This window comes from Pseudomonas sp. LBUM1679, assembly GCF_059695565.1.
On the sequence record NZ_CP166774.1, the window covers coordinates 6,028,032 to 6,054,187 of the forward strand.

At 54.3% G+C, this 26,156-nt stretch carries 26 protein-coding genes, 1 tRNA gene and 2 pseudogenes; 15 read left to right on the top strand and 14 right to left on the bottom strand.

Going from position 1 to position 26,156, the window contains the following annotated elements; genetic code table 11:
• A complete protein-coding gene (trmJ, locus tag ACA062_RS27445) occupies positions 1 to 771 on the bottom strand; it encodes a tRNA (cytosine(32)/uridine(32)-2'-O)-methyltransferase TrmJ (protein WP_128869516.1) in 771 nt (256 codons plus the stop codon).
• A 146-nt stretch (positions 772 to 917) separates the two neighbouring features.
• Here trmJ and suhB point away from each other — a divergent pair, with 146 nt between their 5' ends.
• Positions 918 to 1,736 (top strand): type III secretion system regulator SuhB, encoded by an 819-nt coding sequence (gene suhB, locus ACA062_RS27450; protein WP_497453836.1) that lies wholly within the window; start codon positions 918 to 920, stop codon positions 1,734 to 1,736.
• Positions 1,737 to 1,983: 247 nt separating this feature from the next.
• Here the strand turns inward: suhB and ACA062_RS27455 are convergent, their stop codons facing one another.
• From ACA062_RS27455 to queA, 6 genes are all read right to left on the bottom strand, one after another.
• Positions 1,984 to 2,532, bottom strand: a complete 549-nt coding sequence (locus ACA062_RS27455) for a glycine zipper 2TM domain-containing protein (RefSeq protein WP_150763830.1) — start codon at positions 2,530 to 2,532, stop codon at positions 1,984 to 1,986.
• A gap of 128 nt (positions 2,533 to 2,660) precedes the next feature.
• Positions 2,661 to 3,575 carry a protein translocase subunit SecF gene (gene secF / locus ACA062_RS27460; protein WP_497453837.1) on the bottom strand — a complete coding sequence of 305 codons (915 nt, stop codon included), beginning with the start codon at positions 3,573 to 3,575 and terminating at the stop codon, positions 2,661 to 2,663.
• A gap of 9 nt (positions 3,576 to 3,584) precedes the next feature.
• Positions 3,585 to 5,453, bottom strand: a complete 1,869-nt coding sequence (gene secD, locus ACA062_RS27465; protein ID WP_497453838.1) for a protein translocase subunit SecD — start codon at positions 5,451 to 5,453, stop codon at positions 3,585 to 3,587.
• A gap of 63 nt (positions 5,454 to 5,516) precedes the next feature.
• Positions 5,517 to 5,852: a preprotein translocase subunit YajC gene (gene yajC, locus ACA062_RS27470; protein ID WP_053214538.1), complete on the bottom strand. Its 336-nt coding sequence runs from the start codon at positions 5,850 to 5,852 to the stop codon at positions 5,517 to 5,519.
• A 43-nt stretch (positions 5,853 to 5,895) separates the two neighbouring features.
• Positions 5,896 to 7,011, bottom strand: coding sequence for a tRNA guanosine(34) transglycosylase Tgt (gene tgt / locus ACA062_RS27475; protein WP_170219133.1), 1,116 nt, complete (start codon positions 7,009 to 7,011; stop codon positions 5,896 to 5,898).
• Positions 7,012 to 7,016: 5 nt separating this feature from the next.
• A complete protein-coding gene (queA, locus tag ACA062_RS27480) occupies positions 7,017 to 8,081 on the bottom strand; it encodes a tRNA preQ1(34) S-adenosylmethionine ribosyltransferase-isomerase QueA (RefSeq protein WP_497453839.1) in 1,065 nt (354 codons plus the stop codon).
• A 108-nt stretch (positions 8,082 to 8,189) separates the two neighbouring features.
• Here queA and ACA062_RS27485 point away from each other — a divergent pair.
• From ACA062_RS27485 to ACA062_RS27505, 5 genes and pseudogenes are all read left to right on the top strand, one after another.
• Positions 8,190 to 8,274, top strand: a tRNA-Leu gene (locus ACA062_RS27485).
• Positions 8,275 to 8,433: 159 nt separating this feature from the next.
• Positions 8,434 to 8,763, top strand: coding sequence for a hypothetical protein (locus ACA062_RS27490; RefSeq protein WP_497453840.1), 330 nt, complete (start codon positions 8,434 to 8,436; stop codon positions 8,761 to 8,763).
• Between the two features lie 160 nt (positions 8,764 to 8,923).
• Positions 8,924 to 9,613, top strand: a pseudogene (locus ACA062_RS27495) (DUF927 domain-containing protein); the annotation flags it as partial.
• Positions 9,614 to 9,700: 87 nt separating this feature from the next.
• Positions 9,701 to 10,543: a chromosome segregation protein SMC gene (locus tag ACA062_RS27500; protein WP_497453841.1), complete on the top strand. Its 843-nt coding sequence runs from the start codon at positions 9,701 to 9,703 to the stop codon at positions 10,541 to 10,543.
• 61 nt (positions 10,544 to 10,604) lie between these two features.
• Positions 10,605 to 10,787 (top strand): hypothetical protein, encoded by a 183-nt coding sequence (locus ACA062_RS27505; RefSeq protein WP_497453842.1) that lies wholly within the window; start codon positions 10,605 to 10,607, stop codon positions 10,785 to 10,787.
• 742 nt (positions 10,788 to 11,529) lie between these two features.
• Here ACA062_RS27505 and ACA062_RS27510 read toward each other — a convergent pair.
• Complete coding sequence (locus tag ACA062_RS27510; protein WP_497453843.1) at positions 11,530 to 12,441, bottom strand: LysR family transcriptional regulator; 912 nt, start codon at positions 12,439 to 12,441, stop codon at positions 11,530 to 11,532.
• A gap of 126 nt (positions 12,442 to 12,567) precedes the next feature.
• Here ACA062_RS27510 and ACA062_RS27515 point away from each other — a divergent pair, with 126 nt between their 5' ends.
• The 5 genes and pseudogenes from ACA062_RS27515 (at position 12,568) to ACA062_RS27535 (ending at position 17,457) form a co-directional block, all read left to right on the top strand.
• The gene (locus ACA062_RS27515) at positions 12,568 to 13,875 is read left to right on the top strand and encodes an MFS transporter (RefSeq protein WP_497453844.1); all 1,308 of its coding nucleotides are present in this window, start codon (positions 12,568 to 12,570) and stop codon (positions 13,873 to 13,875) included.
• Positions 13,876 to 13,901: 26 nt separating this feature from the next.
• Complete coding sequence (locus ACA062_RS27520; RefSeq protein ID WP_497453845.1) at positions 13,902 to 15,407, top strand: M81 family metallopeptidase; 1,506 nt, start codon at positions 13,902 to 13,904, stop codon at positions 15,405 to 15,407.
• Between the two features lie 299 nt (positions 15,408 to 15,706).
• Positions 15,707 to 15,994: pseudogene (locus ACA062_RS27525) on the top strand (OprD family outer membrane porin); the annotation flags it as partial.
• Positions 15,995 to 16,147: 153 nt separating this feature from the next.
• Positions 16,148 to 16,366, top strand: coding sequence for a hypothetical protein (locus ACA062_RS27530; protein WP_497453846.1), 219 nt, complete (start codon positions 16,148 to 16,150; stop codon positions 16,364 to 16,366).
• A gap of 761 nt (positions 16,367 to 17,127) precedes the next feature.
• Positions 17,128 to 17,457 carry a hypothetical protein gene (locus ACA062_RS27535; RefSeq protein ID WP_497453847.1) on the top strand — a complete coding sequence of 110 codons (330 nt, stop codon included), beginning with the start codon at positions 17,128 to 17,130 and terminating at the stop codon, positions 17,455 to 17,457.
• 131 nt (positions 17,458 to 17,588) lie between these two features.
• Here ACA062_RS27535 and ACA062_RS27540 read toward each other — a convergent pair whose 3' ends face one another.
• The 4 genes from ACA062_RS27540 to ACA062_RS27555 form a co-directional block, all read right to left on the bottom strand.
• Entirely contained in the window at positions 17,589 to 18,074 is a 486-nt protein-coding gene (locus ACA062_RS27540; protein ID WP_497453848.1) for a hypothetical protein, read from the bottom strand.
• Between the two features lie 106 nt (positions 18,075 to 18,180).
• Complete coding sequence (locus ACA062_RS27545) at positions 18,181 to 18,546, bottom strand: hypothetical protein (protein WP_497453849.1); 366 nt, start codon at positions 18,544 to 18,546, stop codon at positions 18,181 to 18,183.
• Entirely contained in the window at positions 18,543 to 19,514 is a 972-nt protein-coding gene (locus ACA062_RS27550; protein WP_497453850.1) for a hypothetical protein, read from the bottom strand. The genes ACA062_RS27545 and ACA062_RS27550 overlap by 4 nt, the downstream gene beginning before the upstream one ends.
• A gap of 11 nt (positions 19,515 to 19,525) precedes the next feature.
• Positions 19,526 to 20,014, bottom strand: a complete 489-nt coding sequence (locus tag ACA062_RS27555) for an Hcp family type VI secretion system effector (RefSeq protein ID WP_497453851.1) — start codon at positions 20,012 to 20,014, stop codon at positions 19,526 to 19,528.
• Between the two features lie 605 nt (positions 20,015 to 20,619).
• Between ACA062_RS27555 and ACA062_RS27560 the strand changes: the two genes are divergently transcribed.
• From ACA062_RS27560 to ACA062_RS27570, 3 genes are all read left to right on the top strand, one after another.
• On the top strand, positions 20,620 to 20,931 hold the full coding sequence (locus ACA062_RS27560; protein ID WP_497453852.1) for a DUF3077 domain-containing protein: 312 nt from the start codon (positions 20,620 to 20,622) through the stop codon (positions 20,929 to 20,931).
• 171 nt (positions 20,932 to 21,102) lie between these two features.
• On the top strand, positions 21,103 to 22,239 hold the full coding sequence (locus tag ACA062_RS27565) for an ImmA/IrrE family metallo-endopeptidase (RefSeq protein ID WP_497453853.1): 1,137 nt from the start codon (positions 21,103 to 21,105) through the stop codon (positions 22,237 to 22,239).
• On the top strand, positions 22,236 to 22,736 hold the full coding sequence (locus tag ACA062_RS27570; RefSeq protein ID WP_497453854.1) for a DUF4411 family protein: 501 nt from the start codon (positions 22,236 to 22,238) through the stop codon (positions 22,734 to 22,736). The genes ACA062_RS27565 and ACA062_RS27570 overlap by 4 nt, the downstream gene beginning before the upstream one ends.
• 530 nt (positions 22,737 to 23,266) lie before the next feature.
• On the opposite strand, the gene ACA062_RS27575 is transcribed toward ACA062_RS27570, so the two are convergent.
• Positions 23,267 to 23,635 carry a PH domain-containing protein gene (locus ACA062_RS27575; protein ID WP_497453855.1) on the bottom strand — a complete coding sequence of 123 codons (369 nt, stop codon included), beginning with the start codon at positions 23,633 to 23,635 and terminating at the stop codon, positions 23,267 to 23,269.
• 59 nt (positions 23,636 to 23,694) lie between these two features.
• A complete protein-coding gene (locus tag ACA062_RS27580) occupies positions 23,695 to 24,141 on the bottom strand; it encodes a hypothetical protein (RefSeq protein ID WP_497453856.1) in 447 nt (148 codons plus the stop codon).
• A 374-nt stretch (positions 24,142 to 24,515) separates the two neighbouring features.
• Here ACA062_RS27580 and ACA062_RS27585 point away from each other — a divergent pair, with 374 nt between their 5' ends.
• Positions 24,516 to 26,111, top strand: a complete 1,596-nt coding sequence (locus ACA062_RS27585; RefSeq protein ID WP_497453857.1) for a BCCT family transporter — start codon at positions 24,516 to 24,518, stop codon at positions 26,109 to 26,111.
• Positions 26,112 to 26,156 lie beyond the last annotated feature (45 nt).

Consider the following 26,156-nt stretch of genomic DNA (forward strand, 5'->3'; position numbering starts at 1 on the left):
TTAATCCTTCCGCTTTAGAAGCTCGCCACGGGCCGCTTTCTGGGTTTCCGTGAGGATGCCACGCAATATATTCATTTCCGCCCGGCTGACCGAGCTGCGTCCGTACAACCTGCGCAGGCGCGCCATCAAGTGCCGCGGTTTTTCCGGATCGAGGAACTCGATGGCCACCAGGGTTTGCTCCAGGTGCTCATAGAATCGCTCCAGCTCATCCATGGTCGCCAGCTCACCACTCTTGGTGGATGCCACTTCATCCTTCTCGACCTTGCTCGGCTGGCCCTGGGCCGCGAGCCAGGACATGCGCACTTCATAACTCAACACCTGCACCGCCGCCCCCAGGTTCAGCGAACTGAACTCGGGGTCCGAAGGGATGTGCACGTGATAATGACATCGTTGCAGCTCGTCATTGGTCAGGCCGGAGTCTTCACGACCGAACACCAGGGCAATCTCGGTGCCCTGCGCGGCTTCCTCCACCACCCTCACACCGCATTCGCGCGGATCGAGCAATGGCCAGGGAATGCGCCGATCACGGGCGCTGGTGCCCAACACCAGCGTGCAGCCGACCAGGGCATCTTCCAAGGTGGCGACGACTTGCGCGTTTTCAAGGATGTCCCCGGCGCCGGAAGCGCGAGCATCGGCCTCGTGGTGCGGGAACAGCCGCGGTTCGACCAGCACCAGCCGCGACAGGCCCATGTTCTTCATGGCACGCGCAGCCCCGCCGATATTCCCGGGGTGGCTGGTATTGACCAGGACGACACGAATGTTTTGCAGCAAGGGAGGCACTCTCGAACACATCAAAGGGGAGCAAATCTTACAGTTCCTCCTACCGTTAAGCTATGAAAGCGCACACTGTCCTTCACCTGTAGAAACTTTCTGAGTAGAATGCCCGGCTTTCTTTAACAACCTTAGGTGACACATCCATGCAGCCCATGCTGAATATCGCGCTGCGCGCCGCCCGCAGCGCCAGTGAATTGATCTTCCGCTCCATCGAGCGCCTGGATACCATCAAGGTCGACGAAAAAGACGCCAAGGATTACGTGTCCGAGGTGGATCGCGCCGCCGAACAGAAAATCATCGACGCGCTGCGCAAGGCCTACCCGAATCACTCGATCCTGGGTGAAGAAACCGGCATGCACGCCGGCAAAGGGATTGAAGGCGAAGAATACCTGTGGATCATCGATCCGCTGGACGGCACCACCAACTTCCTGCGCGGCATTCCTCATTTCGCTGTCAGCATCGCCTGCAAATACCGCGGTCGCCTGGAACACGCTGTTGTTCTGGATCCGGTGCGCCAGGAAGAATTCACCGCCAGCCGTGGTCGCGGCGCTCAATTGAACGGTCGTCGCCTGCGCGTCAGCGGTCGCACCAGCCTGGACGGCGCCCTGCTGGGTACCGGTTTCCCGTTCCGCGATGACCAGATGGACAACCTCGACAACTACCTGGGCATGTTCCGCGCCCTGGTGGGCCAGACCGCCGGCATCCGCCGCGCCGGTTCGGCTAGCCTGGACCTGGCCTACGTGGCCGCCGGCCGTTTCGACGCGTTCTGGGAGTCGGGTCTGTCCGAGTGGGACATGGCCGCAGGCGCCCTGCTGATCCAGGAAGCAGGTGGTTTGGTAAGCGACTTCACCGGCGGTCACGACTTCCTCGAGAAAGGCCACGTCGTTGCCGGCAACACCAAGTGCTTCAAGGCCGTACTGACGGCGATCCAGCCGCACCTGCCGGCTTCGCTGAAACGCTAAGCGAGCCGCCGCAAAAAAGCACCCTTCGGGGTGCTTTTTTTATGCCTGGAATACGCCCACAAGAACACCGCCCCGCCCTTGTAGGAGCCGGCTTGCCGGCGAAAGCGGTGTAACAGTTGATATCAATGTTGAATTTCCAACCGCTTTCGCCGGCAAGCCGGCTCCTACAGGGATTGGCGGCGAGTTGAATTCCGGGCACAAAAAAAGCACCACGCAGGGTGCTTCTTTTTTAATCTGAATTTAGCTCTTACTGAGCCGGTTCATTCTGCGACAGGATCAACTTACCTTCCTTATCGACCGGTATCTGATTACCCGGATCGCGATCCATCCGCACCTTGCCTTCCTTGCCATCCAGCGAATAACGCACGTCGTAACCTACTACCTTGTCACTGATGTCATTCACCGTGTTACAGCGGGTCTGGGTCGTGGTGTAGGTATCGCGATTCTGCATACCTTCCTGCACCTTGTTCCCCGCGTAACCGCCACCGACCGCACCGGCCACTGTGGCAATCTTCTTGCCCGTACCGCCGCCGACCTGGTTACCGAGCAAACCACCCGCAACGGCACCGATGGCGGTACCGAGAATCTGGTGTTGATCTTTGACCGGCGCCTGCCGGGTCACTGCTACGTCCTTGCACACTTCACGTGGCGTCTTGATTTGTGTCTTGACCGGTTCAACGGCTAGCACTTGCGCATACTCAGGGCCGCTTTTAACCAGGCTGTAGGTGGCAACAGCACCCCCGGCAGTTACACCGACAGCACCCAATACCGCACCAACCAGCAACGACTTGTTCACATGAACCTCCTGACCATCACATGCGGGACGCGCCCGCGCTTCTCCCAGCCTTGGAGCATAAAAAAAGGCGCGAGTTCAACTCGCGCCTTTTGACCGCTGGAGGACTGCCGTGGAATCGAGAGCCCCCCTCAAGGACGGTCGTCGATTTCCTTTTCGGTAGCCACGGTCGGAATCAGGTCTTCGGTACTCAGGTTCAGCCAGATCAACACCACGTTGGCGATGTAGATCGACGAATAAGTACCCGCCATCACCCCGACAAACAGCGCGATGGAGAAGCCCCACAGGTTGTCACCGCCGAAGATCAACAGCGCGCCGATCGCCAGCAACGTGGAGATCGAAGTGGCCATGGTCCGCAGCAGGGTTTGCGTGGTCGAGATGTTGATGTTATCGATCAGGCTCGCCTTGCGCAGCACCCGGAAGTTCTCGCGAACCCGGTCGAATACCACGATGGTGTCGTTCAGCGAGTAACCGATGATCGCCAATACCGCCGCCAGCACCGTCAAATCGAAGGTGATCTGGAAGAACGAGAGGATCCCCAAGGTCACGACCACGTCGTGGATCAGCGAGACGATGGCACCGACCGCGAACTTCCACTGAAAGCGGAACGCCAGGTAGATCATGATGCCGCCCAGCGCCATCAGCATGCCGAGGCCGCCCTGGTCGCGCAGCTCTTCACCGACCTGCGGGCCGACGAACTCGACGCGCTTGACCACGGCCGGGTTGTCGCCGCCGGCTTTCTGCAAGGCTTCAGCGACCTGGTGACCCAGTTGCGGGTCTTCGCCAGGCATGCGCACCAGCAGATCGGTGGTCGCGCCAAAGCTCTGCACGATGGCGTCGCTGTAACCCGACGCCGTCAGCTGCTCACGCACCTTGGTGACGTCGGCCGGACGCTCGTAGGTCAGCTCGATGAGCGTACCGCCGGTGAAGTCCAGACCGTAGTTCAGGCCCTTGCTGAACCAGCTGAACAACGCCAGAACCGTAAGGAGCAATGTGACGCCGAACGCAACGTTGCGAACGCCCATGAAGTTGATTGTACGTAACATGGCAGCCCCTTAAATCCACAACTTCTTGAAGTCACGACCGCCGAAGATCAGGTTGACCATCGCACGGGTCACCATGATGGCCGTGAACATCGAGGTAAAGATCCCGAGGGACATGGTCACTGCGAAGCCCTTCACTGGACCTGTGCCCATGGCGAAGAGAATCCCGCCGACCAGCAACGTGGTCAGGTTGGAGTCGAGAATCGCGGTGAAAGCCCGGCCGAAGCCTTCGTTGATTGCCCGTTGCACGGTCATGCCCGCCGCGATCTCTTCGCGTATCCGCGAGAAGATCAGCACGTTGGCGTCGACCGCCATGCCCATGGTCAAGACGATACCGGCGATACCCGGCAGGGTCAGTGTGGCACCCAGCAGCGACATCAAGGCCAGCAGCAACACCATGTTCACCGCCAGCGCGACGGTGGCGATGATGCCGAAGAAGCGGTAGATGGCGATGATGAACAGCGAGACGAACAGCATGCCCCACAGCGAGGCATCGACACCCTTGACGATGTTGTCGGCACCCAGGCTCGGGCCAATGGTGCGCTCTTCCGCGAAGTACATCGGTGCGGCCAGACCACCGGCACGCAGCAGCAGCGCCAGCTCGGACGACTCGCCCTGGCCGTTCAGGCCGGTGATGCGGAACTGAGCACCCAGCGGCGACTGGATGGTCGCCAGGCTGATGATCTTCTTCTCTTCCTTGAAGGTTTGCACCGGTACGTCTTTTTCGACGCCGTTGACCACTTGTTTGACGTAAGTGGTCACCGGACGCTGCTCGATGAAGATCACCGCCATGCTGCGACCGACGTTGCTGCGAGTCGCACGACTCATCAGCTCGCCACCGTGGCCATCCAGACGGATGTTCACTTCAGGCGTGCCTTGCTCGCCGAAGCCAGCCTTGGCGTCGGTTACCTGGTCACCGGTGATGATCAGGCCACGCTCGATCTGTGCCGGTGGACGATTGCCCTCACGGAACTCGAAGGACTCGGAAGTGGCTTTCGAAGCGCCCGGCTCTGCAGCCAGGCGGAACTCGAGGTTGGCCGTCTTGCCGAGGATACGCTTGGCTTCTGCGGTGTCCTGCACACCCGGCAGCTCAACCACGATGCGGTTGGCGCCCTGGCGCTGAACGATAGGCTCGGCCACACCCAGCTCGTTGACGCGGTTACGGACCGTGGTCAAGTTCTGCTTGATGGAGTATTCGCGGATTTCCGCCAGCTTGGCCGGGGTCATCGCCAGACGCAGTACCGGCTGGCCATTGAGGTCGGCCGGAACAATGTCGAAATCGTTGAAGTTCTTGCGGATCAGGGTACGAGCCTGTTCGCGGGCGGCTTCATCGGTGAAGCCCAGCTGAATGGCACCATCGACTTGCGGCAGGCTGCGATAGCGCAGTTTCTCTTTACGCAACAGGCTCTTGACGTCGCCTTCGTAGACTTTCAGACGCGCGTCGAGGGCTTTGTCCATGTCCACTTCCAGCAGGAAGTGCACACCACCGGACAAGTCCAGGCCCAGCTTCATCGGGTGCGCGCCAAAGCTGCGCAGCCATTGCGGGGTGGTTTGCGCCAGGTTCAGTGCAACGACGTAGTCATCACCCAATGCCTTGCGCACAACGTCCTTGGCCGGCAACTGGTCTTCAGCCTTGGTCAGGCGCAGCAGACCGCCCTTGCCGTTTTCCGCCAGCGTGGCCGCCTTGACGCTGATCCCGGATTCCTTGAGCGCTGCGCTCACGCGATCCAGATCGCCCTGAGTGACCTGCAGCGAAGTGCTTGCACCGCTGATCTGAATAGCCGGGTCATCAGGATATAAATTGGGAGCGGAATACACCAGACCGACCGCCAGCACCGCCAGGATCAGAATGTATTTCCACAGAGGGTATTTGTTCAGCATCACGCCGCCCGCTTATGACGCGGGGCGCCTTGCGCGCCCCGTCGATTGAGTAGAAGTTGAAACTTAGATCGCTTTGAGCGTGCCTTTTGGCAGCGTGGCGGCGATGGCGCCTTTCTGGAATTTCATTTCGACGGTGTCGGAAACTTCCAGAACCACGAAATCGTCGGCCACTTTAGTGATCTTGCCGGCGATACCACCGGTGGTCACAACTTCGTCGCCTTTTTGCAGGCTGCCGAGCAGGTTTTTCTGTTCTTTGGCGCGCTTGGCCTGTGGACGCCAGATCATCAGGTAGAAGATGACCAGGAAACCGACCAGGAAAATCCACTCAAAGCCGCCGCCCATTGGGCCTGCAGCAGGTGCAGCAGCATCAGCCATGGCGTTAGAGATAAAAAAGCTCATTTAGCACTCCAGTTGCAAATGTTGAATCTTGGGGTCAGAAAACTCAGTCCAAAGGCGGAACGGGAAGTCCGCGTTTGGCGTAGAAGGCATCGACAAAGGCGGCCAATGTACCCTGTTGAATAGCCTCGCGCAAACCAGCCATAAGCACCTGGTAATGGCGCAAATTGTGGATGGTATTCAACATGCTACCCAGCATTTCGCCGCACTTGTCCAGATGGTGCAGGTAAGCACGGGAGAAGTTCTGGCAGGTGTAGCAATCGCAGGTTGGATCCAGCGGCGAATCATCATGGCGATGAAACGCGTTGCGGATCTTCAGCACGCCTGTATCAATGAACAGATGCCCATTGCGGGCATTACGGGTTGGCATCACGCAATCGAACATGTCCACACCGCGGCGCACACCCTCCACGAGATCTTCCGGTTTGCCAACGCCCATAAGGTAACGAGGTTTGTCAGCCGGCATCTGGCCCGGCAGGTAATCCAGCACCTTGATCATTTCATGCTTGGGCTCGCCCACCGACAGGCCGCCGATGGCCAGGCCGTCGAAGCCGATCTGGTCGAGGCCTTCCAGGGAGCGCATGCGCAAATCCTGGTGCATGCCGCCCTGCACGATGCCGAACAGCGCCGCCGTGTTGTCGCCATGAGCTTCTTTGGAACGCTTGGCCCAACGCAACGACAGCTCCATCGAAATCCGCGCGACGTCTTCGTCAGCCGGGTACGGCGTGCATTCGTCGAAAATCATCACGATGTCCGACCCCAGGTCACGCTGGACCTGCATCGACTCTTCCGGCCCCATGAACACCTTGGCGCCATCGACAGGAGAAGCGAAGGTCACGCCCTCCTCCTTGATCTTGCGCATGGCGCCCAGGCTGAACACCTGGAAACCGCCGGAGTCGGTCAGAATCGGGCCTTTCCACTGCATGAAATCGTGCAGGTCGCCGTGCTTCTTGATCACTTCGGTGCCAGGACGCAGCCACAAGTGGAAGGTGTTGCCCAGAATGATTTCCGCGCCCGTGGCGGTGATATCCCGCGGCAGCATGCCCTTGACCGTGCCATACGTGCCCACTGGCATGAAGGCCGGGGTCTCGACGGTACCGCGCGGGAAGGTCAAACGACCGCGACGAGCCTTGCCGTCGGTGGCCAGCAGTTCAAACGACATACGACTCATTCTGTTTCCTCAGGGCCTGATTCTTTAGGGGCAGTCGGCGCCGGATTACGGGTGATAAACATCGCATCACCGTAGCTGAAAAAGCGGTAACCATGCTCGACGGCGGCTTTGTAAGCGGCCATGGCTTCGGGATAACCGGCGAACGCCGAAACCAGCATCAACAGCGTGGATTCGGGCAAATGAAAGTTGGTGACCAGGGCATCGACCACATGAAACGGCCGGCCCGGGTAGATAAAGATGTCGGTATCGCCACTGAACGGCTTGAGCACGCCATCGCGCGCCGCGCTTTCCAGGGAACGCACACTGGTAGTCCCCACCGCCACCACCCGACCGCCACGGGCGCGACAGGCGGCCACCGCATCCACCACGTCCTGGCCGACTTCCAGCCATTCACTGTGCATATGGTGGTCTTCGATCTTCTCAACGCGCACCGGCTGAAACGTGCCCGCACCCACGTGCAAGGTCACGAACGCCGTCTCGACGCCCTTGGCGGCAATCGCCTCCATCAAGGGCTGATCGAAATGCAGCCCCGCCGTCGGCGCCGCCACCGCGCCCAAACGCTCGGCGTACACCGTCTGATAACGCTCGCGGTCCGAGCCCTCATCCGGGCGGTCTATATAAGGCGGCAACGGCATGTGCCCGACGCGATCGAGCAGCGGCAACACCTCTTCGGCAAACCCCAACTCGAACAACGCATCGTGACGCGCCAGCATCTCGGCCTCGCCACCGCCGTCGATCAGGATCTTCGACCCCGGCTTCGGTGATTTGCTGGAACGCACATGCGCCAGCACCCGATGGCTGTCCAGCACCCGCTCCACCAGGATTTCCAGCTTGCCGCCGGAAGCCTTCTGGCCAAACAGCCGCGCCGGAATCACCCGGGTATTGTTGAACACCATCAAATCGCCCGGACGCAAATGCTCGAGCAAATCAGTGAATTGACGGTGTGCCAGGGCGCCGCTGACCCCATCCAGGGTCAACAGGCGACTGTTGCGACGCTCGGCCAAAGGGTGGCGGGCGATCAGCGAATCAGGGAGCTCGAAGGTAAAGTCAGCAACGCGCATGATGGGGTTCGTCTAGCAGGGCCGCAAAGTTTAGCGGAAATATCAAAAATTCTCCATGAAACCTGATTGACCAACGGTAATCTCATCTCTATACTTCGCCGCCATTGAGCCCTGATGGCGGAATTGGTAGACGCGGCGGATTCAAAATCCGTTTTCGCAAGAAGTGGGAGTTCGAGTCTCCCTCGGGGCACCAAAATTAAGAAAGGTCTTGCTTTGCAAGGCCTTTTTTTTCGCCTGCAGAAAAGCACCTGACACCCCACCGACCTGTAGGAGCCGGGTTGCTGGCGATGCTTTTGACCCTGCTCTTCAACGCCACCGGCACCGCCAGAACATCTCACGAGGATTCCCCCCCATGGAATTGCTGCTGGAAACCGTTGCCCTGTTCTCCCTAAAGCTTGCTTATGAGACGGAAGATTCAAGTCCGATTCTGCGGGATGATCTGATGATGAGTGATTATGAGCGGGAGGTGTTTGGGTTGCTGGTGCGTCGGGGGGATGTCGAGGCGATTCAGGGGAAAGTGGGTGAATGCCTGGGGTTGGCGCTGAACGCCATCGGGGGTGTCGATACTGTTCTGGGACGCGAGCTGCGTAGGTTGGCGGCAGATTTCAGCACTGCTCGAACGATTGAGCAGCTTGATGCACCGCTCATCGCACTCAAGGATTACCTGAAAGACATTCAGTAAATGACGGGGTAAACCCGAACGCAAATTCGGAAACGTCCCCAATCTCACAACGCTACATGTCGCAAAAGCCTCGACATCGCAACCTTCAAATGACATTCAGTTTGCTGCCCCAAGGCTTATCAATCTGTCCCCTTCCCCCCTTCCCCCTTGTCCTTCCCCCAAGTACTACGGCACACCGCTCACCGCCTTCCTGTCGGCCCTCTGTGAGCCCGGCAAGCGGCATGGCTGGTCGACTATCTTGCGTCACACCTTGGAAGGGTTCATCACCAAAGCGCTGCCTGCCTCGGCCAGCGGTCAGGCGTATCGAGCAGCCGCTCGCTTTGGTTTGGCTGCCGCCGCTGGCGAGCTGGCCACCGCGATGGGGATTACCGGCTGGCCAGACGGCACCGCCAATACTGCGGCCCGGGTATATCTGAACGCGTGGATGAATGAGCGTGGCGGCGCTGGCAACCTCGAAGGCGACGCGATTCTGGCACGGCTGCGCCAAGTCATCGAACGCTTTGGAGAAAGCCGCTTCACCCGCTGGGAATCGGCTGCCGCGAAAATCGATGAGCATGGCCCTCGCACCATCGACCGCTTGGGTTTTCGCAAGTCGTTGGAGCACGGCCTGGGTGACGCGCTGCACACCACCAACACCTACTACGTGTTGCCGGAGGCATGGCGTTCGGAAGTGTTCAAGGGCATGAACATCAATGCCGTGAACAAGGAACTGATTCGCCGTGGCGTCCTTGAGCCGGGGCCCGACGGCAAAGCCTCCTGTGCCGTCCGCTTACCAGGCTTGGGCATACAGCGTTGCTATGTGGTGAAGACGGTACCGGGAACGGATGAGAGCGAGGCACAGGCTGCTTAACGGCCCGCCTACTGATTGAGGTAAAGCCGGCCCGAACCGGCCTCGCCAGCCACTCCTAACCCAACCAAATTAGACAGGACAAAACACATGAACGCTATTCAGCAACTGAAAGACACTCGCGCCAACTTGGTCATTCAAGTGGAAGCCATCAAAGCGGAACTTCCACATTTTGAAGCGGCGCTGCACAGCGAGGAAATCATTAGCCAAGGCCGCGAGAGCGACGTCAGGCACGAGATCAGCAGTCGAAAAATAAAGATCGACTCGATCGACCTTCAGCTTTTCCAGCTGGATCAAAAACTGGTTCGCCGCGAGGCATTTGCCAACCGAGAAAGTTTGATGGCCACGCACGTTGAAGACATGGCGAATTGGAAAGCAGATGAGCAGGAACTCAACGTAAAACGTGAAAGCCTCAGCACTCGCTTGGAGGACATTCGCAAGCAAGCTGAGGTAGAGATGATGAACGCACGACAGGCTGAGACTCAGGCGGCCACCGCGTATGCACAAGCCGTGGCCTGGGGCGATGTAGAAGGCGAAAAAGCCGCCAACAACGACGCACAGAAAGCGGCGAAAAACCTGACTGCCGCGACCGAACAGCATCGTCGCCAGCAACTGATCATTGCCGCCCTGGAGCAGGAGCTGGCCATCGTTGATAAACACATCACCGAGGCTCAGGAAGAACACCAAAAAATTGAGAAAAAAGCCTTACGGCTCGCCCACGACGCCCTGGAGGAAAAGTGGAATGAAGCCGCCCAGGCCCTTCTTGATGTTGGCGGCAAGCTTTACGCCGCTGCCGGACTGATCGGCCGGGACCCAACCTCGCTGATGAAGCTCGACATCCCCGAGCAAGGTGAAAACTTTGGCAGTTGGAAGTGGCAGGACCTGACAGAGCGTGGGAACCAATATCGCCTGCAGGACCTGCTGTCGATGTAACGCTGACACCCCTGAAACTGCCTGCTTTGCGGGCTGTTTAAGCCACGTATGGATCGAAGTCATGAACACAACGACACAAAATAACTCACAAATTTTTGAAGATCTGAAAGCGAGAAAAGCCCACCTGATTGCTGTGCTCAAAATGGTGGACACCGGAACCAAAAAAAACACGATGCAAAAGCTCACCATTACGGCGATCAAAGCAGAAATGGGGTTCATTGAGCATAAGCTGAAAAAACGGTGATGAGGGTAAGCGGAAGCTCGCGAAAGCTTCCGTTGCATTCAATTCGGTGGGGCTTCCGGCTAAAAGCAGCCACTCGCGAACGGCATCTATCGACCCAGGCTGTGTGAAAACGCATGCGCCGTTTTGTAGTCTGCGTTACTACGTAAAATCTGCCCGCGCTTGGTTAGTCAGCCGCCCTGAAATTTACGTAGGAACGCGGTTTTCGTTCCTATTCTGACTGTAAAACTTGCTCTAAAACGTTTTCACACGGCCTGGACCCGAAGCGGACGGTCAAGCCGTTACTCTCCCTATTTTATTGGGCAATGCCCTGATGAAGGTGGCGGTTAGTTTTCATGTGCGAGAGAGCGGGACAACGCCAGTGCTGAGGGGAGCACGCATTACCGCTTATACAACCAGGATGGCAGTGGCATAGAAGCGCTTATCCGGTGATCAGTGAAGCCAAGCGGAATTGAACCAGTTGCCGAGATATCACTGACCCAGTCTGATTCTTCGCGAACCATTGCCTGTGCTGGATTTGTGCCGACTTGTGGGTGGGGCAGTTTTTTACCGGTACATGGGCCAATTCGACATTGGCGTCTACAAATCCTGACCTTTAGGGCTATCGCATCCGCTTAAAAATACGTGGACGCCAATGCGGGAGTTCGGAAGGTGTGTTGGCGGGACGCTTACTACTAAGGTGATGGCTTTGAGGGGGCTTGAAAAATATTAGTGTCCTCGGCTTGTATGAATTTATCTTCGGTATTTATTTATTGAATATAAATATCCGTTCTTTGATCCATTTTATAAGTTCTTCTGCACCAACAGATTGGGGCTTTCTTTTTTTAACTAGAAGACGAGCATATATGTTTTGGAATAGTGGGTGATCGATTGATCGAGTCACAAGATCTCCGCTGATCATATCGTTAAAGGCGGAAAATTCGCTCATCATCGTTACCGCATCTCCGATCATCACATAACGTCGGAGGGCGGTGAGAGAGTTCGTTACCATGGCCGGTCGAATGGATAGATTTTCTGTATGGGTTACGAGCTGAATAATCTGTCCTAATCCGTATTGAAGCGGCATCACAGCTAACGGGTAATGCAGTATCTCTTCGAATTTCAGAGGTTCACTGAGATGCGTAAGCGGATGATCTGATCGCATGAGCAATCGAACAGGTTGCAGTGATGATGCGCGGTAAATGACTTCAGGATGCGCAGGTGGATTGTACGCGAGGCCGATATGGGCAGCGCTCTGAACTACTTCCTCCAGAACGCTCTTGACCGGAAGCACATCTAGACTGATACGAATACCAGGATAGGTGGCGGTGAAATCCCTCAAAACATTGTCGATCAGCAAGTCGATGAATCCCTCGCTGGTAACGATACGGACTTCACCCTCCCTTAACCCCTTCAATCCTCGCAAGCGGTCTTCAAGATGCTCTTGTTGTGCCTGGCAGCCACGCCAGAACTCCAGGAGAAGGTGGGCTGCTTCAGTAGGAACCACGCCACGTGCTTGCCTTTCGAACAATACAGTTTCCACTTCCTCTTCCAGAAGTTGGATTTGACGGGTAATAACTGAAGGTGCCGTGTTCAGGTTTTCGGCTGCCCCACGAATGGAACCGCTGGACAGAACCTCATAGAAATACCGCATTCGGCGTTGATTCAGATCTCTCACAAAAAATCCTCCCTTGCATGACCGTTGCCCTCAGAGCAACGATACCATCAAAAAGTTGCTCTTGCTTGCCTTGCCATTCCGCCTGAATATCAATCGCACAATAAAAACGCCTACAGCGGAGGCAGTATGCAAAAGTGCATCAATCCATCGAGCGAGCTATCGACCATCTATCGGAAAATAGACTGGCGGTTATTACCCTTTTTGCTCCTATGTTACGTGGTGGCGTATCTGGATCGGGTAAATGTGGGATTTGCCAAGCTTCAGATGCAAAGCGATCTAAGTTTATCTGACGCTGCTTATGGACTTGGTGCCGGAATTTTTTTCATAGGCTACGCCTTGTTCGAAACCCCTAGCAATTTGCTATTGCCCAAGATCGGAGCGCGCAAGACGCTCAGCCGGGTAATGATTTTGTGGGGTATCACATCTGCATGCATGGTGTTCGTCGAAAGCGAGAGATCATTTTACGTGCTGCGTTTTTTCCTCGGAGTCTTTGAGGCGGGTTTCGCTCCCGGAATGATTTTTTACCTTACTTATTGGTATGGCCGTGAACGGTTAGGCAGAGTGATGGCAATCGTTATGCTTGCGGGGCCACTGGGCGGAATATTTGGGGCCCCTTTGTCCGCGTGGATCATGACCACCTTCGCAGGTTTCCACGGCTTGGCCGGATGGCAGTGGATGTTTTTTCTGGAGGCATTACCGGCTGTAGTGTTAGGTCTCATAGCGTTGAAAGTTCTTAGCGATAAACCCTCGGTCGCGCCTTGGCTGAGTGCGCGTGAAAAACAAGTGCTGAATGCGCATATCGGTGAAGGGCAGGGAGCCCACCATTCATTTGTACAAGTGTTAAAAGACCCACGTGTGTATCTAATGGCGGCTGGTTATTTCTGCTTGATTTGCGGAATTTACACAATGAGCTTTTGGCTGCCATCCATTCTGAAGGACGCAGGCGTTCAAGGTGTCATGCAGATCGGCCTGTACTCAGCGATTCCATATGTGGGTGCGATGGCAGGGATGTTGGTCTTTGGTCGTACATCAGATTACTTTTTTGAGCGGCGTTGGCATACCGCTGTACCGGCGTTGATTGCAGCCATTTGTTTAATGGGGTCTGTGATTTACAAGAATGAGTTTGTTTTTGCACTCACTTTCTTGACGCTTGCTACGACCATGATGTGGGTTGCTTATACAGTGTTCTGGGCAATTCCTTCGCAATACTTCAAAGGTGACACTGCTGCGGGTGGTATCGCAGTTATTAACACCATTGGGTTAACGGGCGGGTTTCTCAGTCCCACGGTGATCGGTTATGCCAAGTCCATCACTGGCAACTCTGATTCAGGTCTTCTGGTCATGGCTGCAATTCTAATAGTGGGTTCATTGATACTTGCCGCCAACAAGCCGCAACGTGTTCAGCAAAAAGCTTGCATTACACAGCCTGTCTAAAAATTTCAACGAGGCGTTTAATAGCCATGACATATCGAATTCTGATCGCTGGTTTTCAACACGAAACAAATACGTTCGCGCCCTCCAAAGCTGAATATGAGAATTTTGTCAGGGGTGAAGGTTTTCCTCAGATGGTAAGAGGCGTTGAGATGTTGGAGCTTCGGAATGTTAATATTCCGGCAGGCGGGTTTCTGATTGAAGCAGAGCGCTTGGGCTATGAAGTAGTCCCGGTGATCTGGGCTGGAGCCAGTCCATCCGCGCATGTTACTCAAGAGACCTACGACCGCATTACCGATGAAATCATAACGGCCGCTGCAAACGAAGCAATCGACGGTATATATCTAGACTTGCATGGCGCGATGGTTGCCGAACATACGGACGACGGAGAAGGAACGCTCCTAGCTCGGCTGCGAGCTGTTGTCGGCCAGGATATTCCGATAGTCGTATCTTTGGATTTACACGCTAATGTTACTGAGTTGATGCTCAACCACGCAGATGCAATGGTTGCATTTCGTACTTATCCCCACGTGGATATGGCTGATACTGGCGCACGAGCCGCCAAATTACTTGAATTGCGGCTCCGTTCGGGAAAACTGCATTGCGAGAGCCTGCGACTCCCTTTCCTGATCCCGATAAACGGGATGTGCACGCTCATGGATCCAGCACGAAGCCTTTACGACCAATTAGAACACCTTGAGTCCGAAGGTCTTTCATTGTCATTTACTCCAGGCTTTCCGGCTGCTGATTTCGAGGAGTGTGGGCCGGTTATCTGGGGTTATGGAACAGACAGGCAAGCGATCAAGGCTGCTGTCGCTGTCCTTTATAAAAAGGTAGTGGGGGAGGAGGATCAGTGGGAAGTACCTTTCCTGCTCCCGGACGAAGCAGTGCTCCGAGCAATGACATTAGCAGAAACCGCTCAGCGTCCAATCGTCATTGCCGATACCCAAGACAACCCGGGAGCAGGCGGGGATTCGAACACAACAGGAATGCTTAAAGCACTCATTAAACACGGTGCTACTAATGCCGCCGTAGGATTGCTTTATGACCCGGCAGCAGTTCAGTCCGCCATTGCAGCCGGGATAGGCGGTTTCATTGAAATAACGCTGGGGGGACAGTCGGGTGCACTGGGCGATAGTCCCTTGCAGGGGCGCTTTGAAGTAATGCATCTATCCGATGGCCGCTGTCGTTTTGCAGGCCCCATGATGAATGGCATGGAGGTTGATGTGGGGCCTGTTGCATGCTTGAAAATCGGGGGAGTGAAGGTTGCTGTCAGCTCTGGTAAATGTCAGATGCTGGACAGGAATTTGTATCGGATAGCAGGTATAGAACCAGAAAAAATGAGTGTACTGGTTAACAAAAGCTCTGTTCATTTCCGGGCCGATTTCGCGCCGATTGCCGACCAAATACTCGTTGCCAAAGCACCTGGGCCCATGACAGCGGATCCTGCGGACATTCCATGGAAAAGGCTTCGTGAGGGAATCAGGCTAAAACCCAATGGGCCTTCATTCCACAGCCCTGCACTCCGCGCTTAATGACCGTTTCCAACTTAGGTATTGGACTGCATTAACGTTAAATGGCGTAAGGGGACGTTCGCCTGGATTAAAAATACTTCCTGATCTCTCTGGAGTCAGAAAGTGGATTACACCAGTAGATAAGATAGAAGGCATTCCAGTTGTGCGTATTAAGTTGATGTATTCGCGTTAGCGAACGCTGCGTGGGATTCGTGTGTGTTGCGTTGGCGTGGAAGATTTCCTTGTTGCTTCTGTTACTTAAAAAGTATAAAAAAATCGGAGCGTTATAAGTGAGCGTAAATAAAATATCTGCAACTTTGATGTTTGGCAGCATTGCCATGAGTAGCCAGGCGTTTGCTGACTTCCTAAGTGATAGCAAAGCTACTTTAGGAATGAGGAACTTCTACTTCAATAACGACAACCGTGATGGCACCGCTGCCCCTTCGAAAACCGAAGAGTGGGCGCAGGGTTTCATGCTGGACGTCAAGTCGGGATATACCGATGGTACCGTTGGTTTTGGTGTCGATGCCTTGGGGTTGCTGGGTGTTACCCTGGACACAGGTAAGGGACGCCACGTCGGCAGCTCTATGATTCCCTCTGACAGTGATAAGTACAGCTGCCGATCAGCAAATCCAATATGCAAACGGAAGTCTTCATCACCAACCTCTAACGCATCACGTATTGATTGCTCGTTTAATTGGCACGTTTTGCGAGCCCAATCGAACTGGGCATAGATCTTCTGCAGCTGCATGAAATCATTGATGGCCGTGCCATCGCACATGACACCACCGCCTGGTGGGAAGATCACTTCACCAGAAAGCTTCGTCACGGTGACGTTCAAGGATTTTTTCCTGCAGCTCGCTCGCTCCTCAGCCGTCAGCGTATCAGGTGTCAAAGAACGAGAATTCGAAGGCAAGAGAGACGGCCAATTCTCTTCGATGATGTGGATAAGCTTCTCGCGAACCCAGACATCACCATGACCGGGGCCGTGGAGAAGTGTGTCAAGAAAGTAGATACAGTCCGCTTGTACCAAACCAAATGCGACGGTCTTAGTACCCTTAATCAGTCCATTGGGTAATCGCTCGATGCCAAGATGAAAATGCAGAATGCCCCAGTCATCAAGAAGCCCATCCGCTTTATTCACGCTGAACGTAGATCTGCTCAAAAACGGAAGCAGCGGCTGGCCTTGATGGACTGCAAGGCAAAGCCCATCGAACCCGCTTTTTAGATCAGGAGGGACAGAGAAAGAGGCTGCACACTCTGTTCGTCGTGGCGTGGCAACAGGGCATCTTCGTTGGAGTTTGAAAAGCAGCAAAGCGCAGGCAGTCACATCCCTATTGGGAGTCACAACGTTCAGTTTTGTCAGCTCCGATAGGACGAAAGACAGCAAGTCAGCTTCGAAATCTGTGCGCATGGTTTCCCTTTTTTTGATAGCCTCCGCGAGCTCTGATCGTAGCAGCACCTGATTAAGAAAGTGCCCCAACAGAACGTAGCGTGTATCCCTGCTTGTATCCCGAGATTCAGAATCGGTCTGAAAGCCTTGAGATACATGGAACACGCGAGTCTCCCTCGGGCACCAAAATTAAGAAAGGTCTTGCTTTGCAAGGCCTTTTTTTTCGCCTGCAAAAAAGCACCTGACACCCACCGCCCTGTGTAGGAGCTGCCGAAGGCTGCGATCTTTTGATCTTGCTCCTCGTCCACGCCGCCCGCACTGGTGGAACATTTCACAAGGATTCCCCCCATGGAATTGCTGCTGGAAACCGTTGCCCTGTTCTCCCTCAAGCTTGCTTATGAGACGGAGGATTCGAGCCCGATTCTGCGGGATGATCTGATGATGAGTGATTATGAGCGGGAGGTGTTTGGGTTGCTGGTGCGTCGGGGGGATGTTGAGGCGATTCAGTTGAAAGTGGATGAGTGCTTGGGTCTGGCACTGAACGCCATCGGCGGCATTGATACAGTCTTGGGCCGCGAGCTGAATAGGTTGGCGTCAGATTTCAGCACTGTTAAAACGATTGAGCAGCTTGATTCACCGCTGATCGCGCTCAAGGATTATCTGAAAGATATTCAGTAAATGATGGGCTCGGGGCCTCGAGGTTTTTCGTTAAGAAGGAGAAAAATTTATTTCATTTGATTAATATTTACCCCCTTTTCTATTAATAAGGAGTGAATAAAAAATGATATGCAAACAGAGCATTGCCCACTCTAATCAAACAAGCTATAGCGCAATTCTTTGCCAAAGAACATAGATACGAAATACAAGATAAACCCTGCCCACAGACTGATTTTCATTATTGCCCTAAACAGCTGCTTGCAAGAGCAACGATAGTGATTGACTACAACACCAGATAACGTACCAACTGAGAGCAGCATCAACGCCACCGCTGGCATGGCAACTTCCAAGCCTTTGAATTCCAACAACCTTGAATACCCACGACCTCCATAAGGTAGCACGAGATATTTAAAACAAACTGCATAACCGGCTAATGTTAAAAACATAAAGGAAAAAACGCTAAGCACGATCATTAATCGGATTTTATGTACCCGCGACACAGTTTTTTCTTTTGATTCATGCCTAGATTTTCTACATTCATAACAGAGACCGATTTTAATTCGTCTTGTTCCTGCTTCGCTTGGTGCGCCGCAGCATCTGCATTTTCTTGCTATTGGCTTAAATTTTCCACGAGCCATCAGCCCGCCCCCTTCCTCATGTATAACTTGCCACTAATTCCCTATGGCTGTGGTGGTCTATGCAAAACCCGCCCAAGGGGAAGGTGCCTCCAATTACGCCTTTGAATCAAACGACAAAAAGCCAATAGATAAACGCCGCAAATAATGAAATACCACTAACAACCCATGGCACCAACAACTTTCGTTTTAGGTGGACCGGGAGATTCAACAACTCATCTTTTTCTATGAGGCCACGCTTTTCACAGAGCTGAGGAATCAAAAACATTAGTGCCATTGCACAATTCCGGATGAGCAGCCCCATCAAACCTGCATGGGAAAGCACCTTGCGATTACTCGCTACAAACTTACTTTTATTCAGGTAACTTTCTACCAACTCAGTAAAAAGATATGAAGACAAAAGAATCCAGCACGCTGATACTACTCCAAGAAAAAGTATCGATATTACGATGATCGCCAGCGCAACATTACTCACTGTGGCAAGAGCTCATAAATAACTTCTCCACCCGACTCTCCTATTTTTCCACCTATCTCACCTCCATAATAGCCGCCGACGCCACCCCCAATGACTGCGCAAGCTAACGCACCAGGGCCGCCGGTGACGGTGCCTAAAGCCACAGCGCATCCTAACATCGCCATACCAGCTCCGACGGATCCACCCACAGTTCCGAGGGCAAGACTTCCAGTGAATTTGCCACCTTCAACATATTTAGCTTTTCTACACTGTATTTCACGCCCGGTGGTACACGCGGCGTAGATAGATGTTCCTGTTGCAGCCACATTCAGACCTATACCCAAGTAAGTGCCTGCTTTCATGAAATGCGAAGCTTTGGCCACGCTGTTAATAGTTTCTGCATAGCCTGTTATCACCCCTGAGTGCAAATAGCTTTTCGAGGATATCCCAAGCATATTTTTTATCGAGCCCTGATTGCGTAGACCTGACCCATATTTGGCAAAACCTTTAAGTTGATCATCAAGCCTCTTAAATAGCACCTCGCGCGTTGCTAAAAAATCACTTCGAGCCTGAGTCGTCCCACGTCTGAGATGATCACGATGAGCCACTTCGATGTCTTCAAGGGTTTGCTTGATACCATCAAGGTGTTTACTCCAGGCACCGCCAACGCTACCTACACCTATAGATGAATACCCAAGCATCCTTGTTATGAGCGCATGATTTTCAACTAAAAAACTATCACCCTGCATTCCATTGGCCATTAATGCTAAATGGACTTCAATGGCCTTCTTCATGTAGAACGCTTCTTCGGCCGTACAGGTCGGTGTCGAATCATCACCGACAATTATTAACTCGCCTGGCAGCACAACTGTATTGACAACATGTGTATTCAACACATCAAATTTTGACATTGAGTTTTTGCCAAGCTGCAATGTCGATTTCAAATATGAATAAGGCTGCATTCTTGGATTTATAAAGGTCTCTGGCATTGATGGCGACCTCAGGAGTATTTTTTATTGCTGATGCGATCCCAACCACCCGCTACGTTACCTCCACCTGCACCATCCGCTCGTTTTTGCTGGGTATAGATGGTTTTAATACGTCCATAGTTCAAGCTAAGGCTTTCAGTAGGCACGCCATCATTTGCATTTTGTGAGTAGCTTGAAATGATGACCTCTTCCAGCGTGATCTCAAAGTACTTCTGTTTCTCGCCTCCGGCGCGATGCAGTGTCAAGACGACTTCCTTCAGATGATCACCTGCGCAGCTGGTCTCTATGAGCTTACAGCTGGATTTGTCCAGGTTTTTGGTGAAGGTGAAGTCGCTAACGGTCGTGCGCCCCGATGAGGCGCCGCCTGCCGAGCTGGCTGTAGTGGAAGTGCCTTGGTGAGTGCCAAAGCTGTATCCGGTAATTTCTATCCAGTCCTTGTGTTGCTCATCAAGCGCTTCACCTGGAATACCTTCGATTTTGATAAAAGCATCAAACGCCATGCGACCACTCCTCGGCAGTAGTTTGTTTCATAAAATTTTGCACGAGGAAATGTACAACTTCTGGAAGGGTCAATCGCTCATCCAGATATCGTTAAATTCAAGATTCAGACCTTTCCTATTGTGTATTGACTGGCGGATGTAGGACGCTTCCCACGCAATAAACATACGGTACGCCTTCATTACTCTTTCTTATGGTTGTGTTGAATTAACACCTTTTCGAAGGTTGCAGGAACGGAGTCTGCGCGATACTCTTCCACCGTCGCTGCCAATTCAGCGACCGGGTGTGGTAACCCGAGTTATTCAAGGCGCTACAGCGCCCCATCACGTCTGCCGGCGCTTTTTTTATGCCTGCGGCGTGAGTTATGGCAGCTGTGCGTGGGACGCCTTCGGGCGTGCCGGTTTCCTTGATTCCCGGTTTACCACCCTGCGCACAGCTGTCACCCATTCGTGTGGTAACGAACGTGACAGCTCCTCATATCAAGGAGTCTGATAATGCGCAGCATCAATCCGTACGAAATTTGGGATTTCTCTCTACGCGACTCCCAGTTGTGTATCGCCCCACCGTCCACCCTCTCCCGCCGCCTCTCCGTCATCGGAGGTGGCCAATGACCGAACAACCAGAACTCAAAACAATCGGCTTAACACCCGCCATCTACTGCGCGGATCAAGCGCTGTTCCATGTCACTCGCGGCGTTCCCCTCGGTGATGCGCTAGCCATGGCTTCCGATTTCCTGTTTCTCGCCAAGGCGCTTACAGCAGATGCTGCCTACGCGAAGGACTCCGACCGCCACGCCTGGGCTGCGCATTATTTGACGGCGATGAGTAAGGCGGTGGTGGATGATGCGGTGAAGGTGCTTACGCGCGATCGGGCATCGGCAACGACACCTGAGCGGACGGCGGCGAAATCCGAAAGCTAGCGGCTGAGCCCCAATGAGCCCCGAGTTCTTCGGGGCTTACAATTGTGCAGCGCGTGGCGGCCGAAAACACGTGACGGCGCCCCGCCCTTGTAGTCAGATACGGCTATCGTTGGAATTTGCTGTGCAGAGGTATTTGGCGGGAATGGTTATGACACCCAATCGGAATCACACATGGAAGCGCTGATTAATCCGGACGTTCTGCGATGGGCGCGAGAGCGGGCATCCCTGAGCACGAGCACCCTGGCCAAAAGTCTTGGTACGCAGGAAGACAACGTTCTGGCTTGGGAGCAAGGCAAGAAAAAGCCCTCCTTCACTCAGGCAATGAATTACGCCCGGCAGACGTACATCCCATTTGGTTACCTTTATCTGTCTCAGCCGCCGGAGGAAATCCTTCCTCTGCCGGATCTCAGAACGGTCAATGGAAAACGCGACCCCGGATACAGTCTCGCCCTCATGGATACCATCAGGTGGGCCTTGGAGAGACAAGACTGGTATCGCGACTACCTGACCAGCCAAGGCGTCACTGAAAACAGAGTCGTCGGAAGATTTTCCGTGAGCGACAGCGTCGAGGAGATCGTTGCTGACATCCGAACAATCTTGGGGATAGCCAATAAACCAAACCGTGGCGATTTTGATGACTATTTCAAAAGCCTGGTAGGCAAAATTGAGGCTGCGGGCATACTTGTGATGCGCAACAGTATTGTGAACAACAATACGAGTAGGCCATTGCTTGTGGAAGAGTTCCGGGGCTTTGCAATCAGCGACAAGCTAGCTCCGGTCATTTTCATCAACACAGCCGATTGCCCTGAGGCAAGACTGTTCACTTTGGCTCATGAACTGTCGCATATCTGGATAGGTCGCTCTGGCGTGTCTGATGGCGAGCCTCAAAATCATAGATCGGAAGAGATCTTGTGTAATGCGGTAGCGGCAGAACTCTTAACTCCTGAGCGCGAATTCCTTTCCGTTTGGGACGCCGATATTGAGTGGCAAGAAAACATCCCGCCCTTAACTAAATTTTTCCATGTAAGTGGCTGGGTGATAGCCAGGCGGGCCCTGACTTTCAATCTCATAACGGCGTCAGAATATGGCGCGTTTATTGCCAAAAAGATCGCCGAGCACAAAGCTCGTAGCAAGACTGGAGCGCCGCCCTACAATAGACTGCAGACAGGGCGAGTCAGCAAAACGCTTGCTACAGCTGTGGCCAGCGAAGCATTAAGCGGAAGAATGCTTTATCGAGATGCAGCGCGCCTGATTGGCGTGAAGCCGCATAAGCTATCTGACTATTCTAAAAAGGAACTTGGATTTTGAGTTATCTGCTAGATGCGAACTCCTACATACAAGCGAAAAATACTCACTACCGAATGGGCTTCTGCCCTGGTTTCTGGGACTGGTTGGACAGTGCATATGACGCCGGCAAGATCTCCAGCGTATCACTTGTATACAAGGAATTAGTTGACTACGGCGACGAGCTATCCAGATGGGCGAGAGACAGACCAAATCACTTTCTACCTGTCGACGATTCCAGCACACAGATAACCTTTGCGCAGATCGCTACGTTTGTCATGGATCTACCGCTCGCTAAGCAAGCAGAAAAAATCCGCTTTCTCGATGGTGCCGATCCATGGTTGATTGCAAAAGCGAGCGCAACCAGGCAGACCGTTGTAACCCACGAGGTATTGGTGCCTCCGACCAGTCAAAAAATCAAAATCCCGAATATTTGCCAGCAGTTCAATGTGCCCTATATCAGCGCATTTGATCTACTCGATGCGCTTAATGCCAAACTTATTCTTGGCACCCATTCTTAGAATAAAAATACGAAAAAGGGGACATACGACGTTCTCCCACTACCAATCAATTCTATGATCCTCGTCATCGACACGGGTCATGGATTTGCATACTCCTGCTGGTCAGCAGCGCAACTAAATCAGGTATGTACGGAACGGCTTTGGAGGAACTGGGGCAGAAAACTTCCATGTCACAGAAACAAGAAGGCCCGAACGTAATGCCGGACTGAGCCAGCACCAGAGGATCGGGCGCGATTGGGACAAATGCTGCCGTAGCCAAATGACCAAGTCAATGTGTACGTCACATAAAGCGCCGTGGTGACGGTGCTCACGCGGGATCGGCCTTCGACCGTGACACCTCAGAGGACGGCGGCTGCGTCTGAAGAGTAGATTTTGAAAAGTGGGGGCGGGTTGCTTGGGATGATGGCAGGGCTTTCAACATTGATGTTGGCTGGTCTGGCGCTTTCGCTGGCAAGCCAGCTCCTACAGGGGTTGAGGTGAGCTGACTGGTATTGTTAGCCCCGGGTTTTCGGGGCTTTCAGTAATTTGGCTCAGAGCACGTGCTGGGAAATCAGCTTCGATACTTCCACCATCGATGTCCTGCCGGTGAATTCGAATTTCACCTTCCCCAACGATGAAAAATAGATCTCCAGCTCGGAATCCAGGTCGAACGTTCCCGAGGTTTCCACCGAGTACGCCACGATGTTTTTGTACGGCAACGAGGTGAAGTCTTTCTTGCTGCCGGTGAGGCCCTGCACGTTGACGGCGATGATGCGTTTGTTGGTAAACACCACCCCATCGCGCATGGACTTGTACGAGCCGATGACGTGTTCCCCGTCGAGCAAAAGGTCGGAAACGCGTTCGGCGTATTCGTCGTTTTGCTTGAGTTTGAAGAATCCCTTGTTGTTGAAGTCAATCATTTGCCGCTCCTGTTGTTAAATGCACTTCGACGCTTCACGCCGCACGATCGTTTCAAAGCCTACTCAATCTGAATCGGTCCCTTGGTCCCGGCATCGCTGTCCATCCAGTAGTCCTCATTCTGCAGGCGCCGATCGCCCTGAATAGTGAAGAGGATCTTGCCCTGGCGAAACTGCAGCGTGCCGTCGGTACGTTTGGCGCTCACCCGCTTGCCGTTGACCCAGACTTGTTCCTTGGCATCGATACGGATGGTAGCGACGGTCGCGCCTGAATCGCTCTTGGCCACCCACTGCCCGGCATAAGGGGTCTGGGCGCTATCCGCGGCGGGGTTGGTGAATCCGGCCTTGGCGTTTTCCGCTTTGGTCTTGTGGATATCGCAGCCTTGGGTTTCGCTGACCTGGGTGCAGCCGGATTGCTCGAGTTGTTTACGGTATTTGTCGTTGATGGCGTATGCCGGGGATTGGGCAGCGATCAGAATGACCAGCGCCGGCAGGATGATTCTATTCATGTTTGTTCCTTTGCGATCACTATCGAACGGCATCGCACGTTCACCCCTTCAGCTTGGCACAAGCGACAGCCATCGATGACCAGCATCTGTTTTCGACCTTCGGCATTCTGCGCTAACAAGCGCCGATCACTCGCCACACAGTGTACCCCCACGACAAGAACGTGCTCATCGGCCCCATCACCTGATGTCGTAGGCCATGACTTGAGGGAATACCCCCATGCCGATTCGTTGATTGCGCCCGCCGTTGCATAAACGGTTAGCTATGCCCCAAGCGAAGACTTCGAAGCGAATAGAGAGCGGCAGGATGCTGCCGGGTTCGCACCTAATAATGCCGTTAAGGCGATAAAAATAATCAGTCTGGGGAATCGCACGATATGAAGTATCCATTGCGGCCGTTGGTTTTTTGGCCAACGTTCCTGATATTGCTGGCAGCGGTGATTGCCAGCTATGTCGACCTGAACGCGTTCCTCGCGGTGAGTAAACAGCTCAACACGATGATCCTCACGAATTTCTCCTGGCTGTTCAGCGCGGGCTCCTTCTCCATGGTGGTCCTGACCGGGATCGTGTACTTCTCGCCGCTTGGCAAGGTGCGCATCGGCGGCGAACAGGCTCAGCCTTTGCTGAGCAAATGGCGCTGGTTCATGGTCGCGCTGTGCACCACCCTGGCAGTGGGTGTGTTGTTCTGGACCACGGCCGAGCCGCTGTATCACCTGTATTCCCCGCCCGCCAGCATGGCGATCGAGGCGGGTAGCTCAGCGGCCAAGACCTTCGCGATGTCGACGATGTTCCTGCACTGGACCATCACCCCTTACGCCATTTACCTGGTGCCTTCACTGGTGTTTGCGCTGGTGTTCTACAACCTGCGCGCCAATTTCTCGATTGGCTCGATGCTGCTGCCGTTGCTGGGGGCCGAACGGGTCAAACGTTATGCGGGGCTGATCGACACCCTGGCCATGTTTGCACTGGTCGCGGGCATGGCGTCCTCGCTGGGCACCGGCGCGCTGACCCTGGCCGGCGGCCTGAGTCAGTACATCGGTGGTGAAACCACGCCGCTGCGCCTGGCGGTCATCATCGGCGTGATCGTCATCACCTTCGTCGCCTCGGCCGCCAGCGGCCTGCAGCGCGGCATCGTCATGCTGTCGTCGTTCAACACCTGGATCATGCTGGCACTGGGTTTATTCGTCCTGCTCTGCGGTCCGACCCTGTTCATGATCAGCCTGGGCGTTGAGTCCCTGGGCGTTTACCTGGACACCTTCTTCAGCCGCAGCCTCTTCACCGGCGCCGCCAGTGGCGACAGCTGGCCGCAAAGCTGGACGATCTTCTACTGGTCGGTCTGGTTCGCATGGGCTCCGGTCAGTGCCTTGTTTCTCGGCAAGATCGGTCGTGGCTACACGGTACGCGAGTTTATCCATATCAACATGCTCTACCCGGCACTGTTCACCGCGCTGTGGATCTGCATTTTCTCCGGTTGCAGCCTGTATTTCGACGCGCTGGGCGATGGCAGCCTGAACCGTGTGCTCAACGAGCAAGGCGTCGAGCATGTGCTGTACCAGATGTTCCAGCAGTTGCCGGCCAGTGGCCTGATGGTCGCCTTCCTGCTGTTCATTGCGTTCATTTCTTTCGTCACGGCAGCGGACTCCAGCACCGACGTGATCTCCAACCTGTGCAGCAAGGGTGTCACGGCGGATTCGGACCTGGACGGCAACCCGATGCTCAAAGTGGTATGGGGGGTGATCATCGGGACGGTGTCCTGGGTCATGGTGGCCTTCGTCGGTATCGACGGGGTGAAGATGCTGTCCAACCTGGGCGGGCTGCCGGGCATGATTCTGGTGCTGCTGGCCAGCACCTCGCTGATTTACTGGCTGAAGAATCCGGCGCTGCTGGAGGTGAAAGTCGTCCCTGTCAGCCAGGCCACTCGAGCACGTGAGGTGCCCGTCGTTGCCACTCAAACGCCGGTGCCCGCGCGATGAAACTGCGCGTATTCGCCCTGGCCTGAGCCCTTCCCGTTACGTCAG

Bases quoted from the DNA above. Each gene is read 5' to 3' on its own strand.
- secF (WP_497453837.1), bottom strand. From the start codon at position 3,575: ATGTTACGTACAATCAACTTCATGGGCGTTCGCAACGTTGCGTTCGGC.
- ACA062_RS27530 (WP_497453846.1), top strand. From the start codon at position 16,148: ATGGCCGTGCCATCGCACATGACACCACCGCCTGGTGGGAAGATCACT.
- ACA062_RS27535 (WP_497453847.1), top strand. From the start codon at position 17,128: ATGGAATTGCTGCTGGAAACCGTTGCCCTGTTCTCCCTCAAGCTTGCT.
- ACA062_RS27575 (WP_497453855.1), bottom strand. From the start codon at position 23,635: ATGATTGACTTCAACAACAAGGGATTCTTCAAACTCAAGCAAAACGAC.
- queA (WP_497453839.1), bottom strand. From the start codon at position 8,081: ATGCGCGTTGCTGACTTTACCTTCGAGCTCCCTGATTCGCTGATCGCC.
- tgt (WP_170219133.1), bottom strand. From the start codon at position 7,011: ATGTCGTTTGAACTGCTGGCCACCGACGGCAAGGCTCGTCGCGGTCGT.
- suhB (WP_497453836.1), top strand. From the start codon at position 918: ATGCAGCCCATGCTGAATATCGCGCTGCGCGCCGCCCGCAGCGCCAGT.
- ACA062_RS27490 (WP_497453840.1), top strand. From the start codon at position 8,434: ATGGAATTGCTGCTGGAAACCGTTGCCCTGTTCTCCCTAAAGCTTGCT.
- ACA062_RS27560 (WP_497453852.1), top strand. From the start codon at position 20,620: ATGACCGAACAACCAGAACTCAAAACAATCGGCTTAACACCCGCCATC.
- ACA062_RS27540 (WP_497453848.1), bottom strand. From the start codon at position 18,074: ATGGCTCGTGGAAAATTTAAGCCAATAGCAAGAAAATGCAGATGCTGC.
- secD (WP_497453838.1), bottom strand. From the start codon at position 5,453: ATGCTGAACAAATACCCTCTGTGGAAATACATTCTGATCCTGGCGGTG.
- ACA062_RS27500 (WP_497453841.1), top strand. From the start codon at position 9,701: ATGAACGCTATTCAGCAACTGAAAGACACTCGCGCCAACTTGGTCATT.
- ACA062_RS27515 (WP_497453844.1), top strand. From the start codon at position 12,568: ATGCAAAAGTGCATCAATCCATCGAGCGAGCTATCGACCATCTATCGG.
- ACA062_RS27565 (WP_497453853.1), top strand. From the start codon at position 21,103: ATGGAAGCGCTGATTAATCCGGACGTTCTGCGATGGGCGCGAGAGCGG.
- ACA062_RS27555 (WP_497453851.1), bottom strand. From the start codon at position 20,014: ATGGCGTTTGATGCTTTTATCAAAATCGAAGGTATTCCAGGTGAAGCG.
- ACA062_RS27520 (WP_497453845.1), top strand. From the start codon at position 13,902: ATGACATATCGAATTCTGATCGCTGGTTTTCAACACGAAACAAATACG.
- yajC (WP_053214538.1), bottom strand. From the start codon at position 5,852: ATGAGCTTTTTTATCTCTAACGCCATGGCTGATGCTGCTGCACCTGCT.
- ACA062_RS27580 (WP_497453856.1), bottom strand. From the start codon at position 24,141: ATGAATAGAATCATCCTGCCGGCGCTGGTCATTCTGATCGCTGCCCAA.
- ACA062_RS27585 (WP_497453857.1), top strand. From the start codon at position 24,516: ATGAAGTATCCATTGCGGCCGTTGGTTTTTTGGCCAACGTTCCTGATA.
- ACA062_RS27550 (WP_497453850.1), bottom strand. From the start codon at position 19,514: ATGCCAGAGACCTTTATAAATCCAAGAATGCAGCCTTATTCATATTTG.
- ACA062_RS27505 (WP_497453842.1), top strand. From the start codon at position 10,605: ATGAACACAACGACACAAAATAACTCACAAATTTTTGAAGATCTGAAA.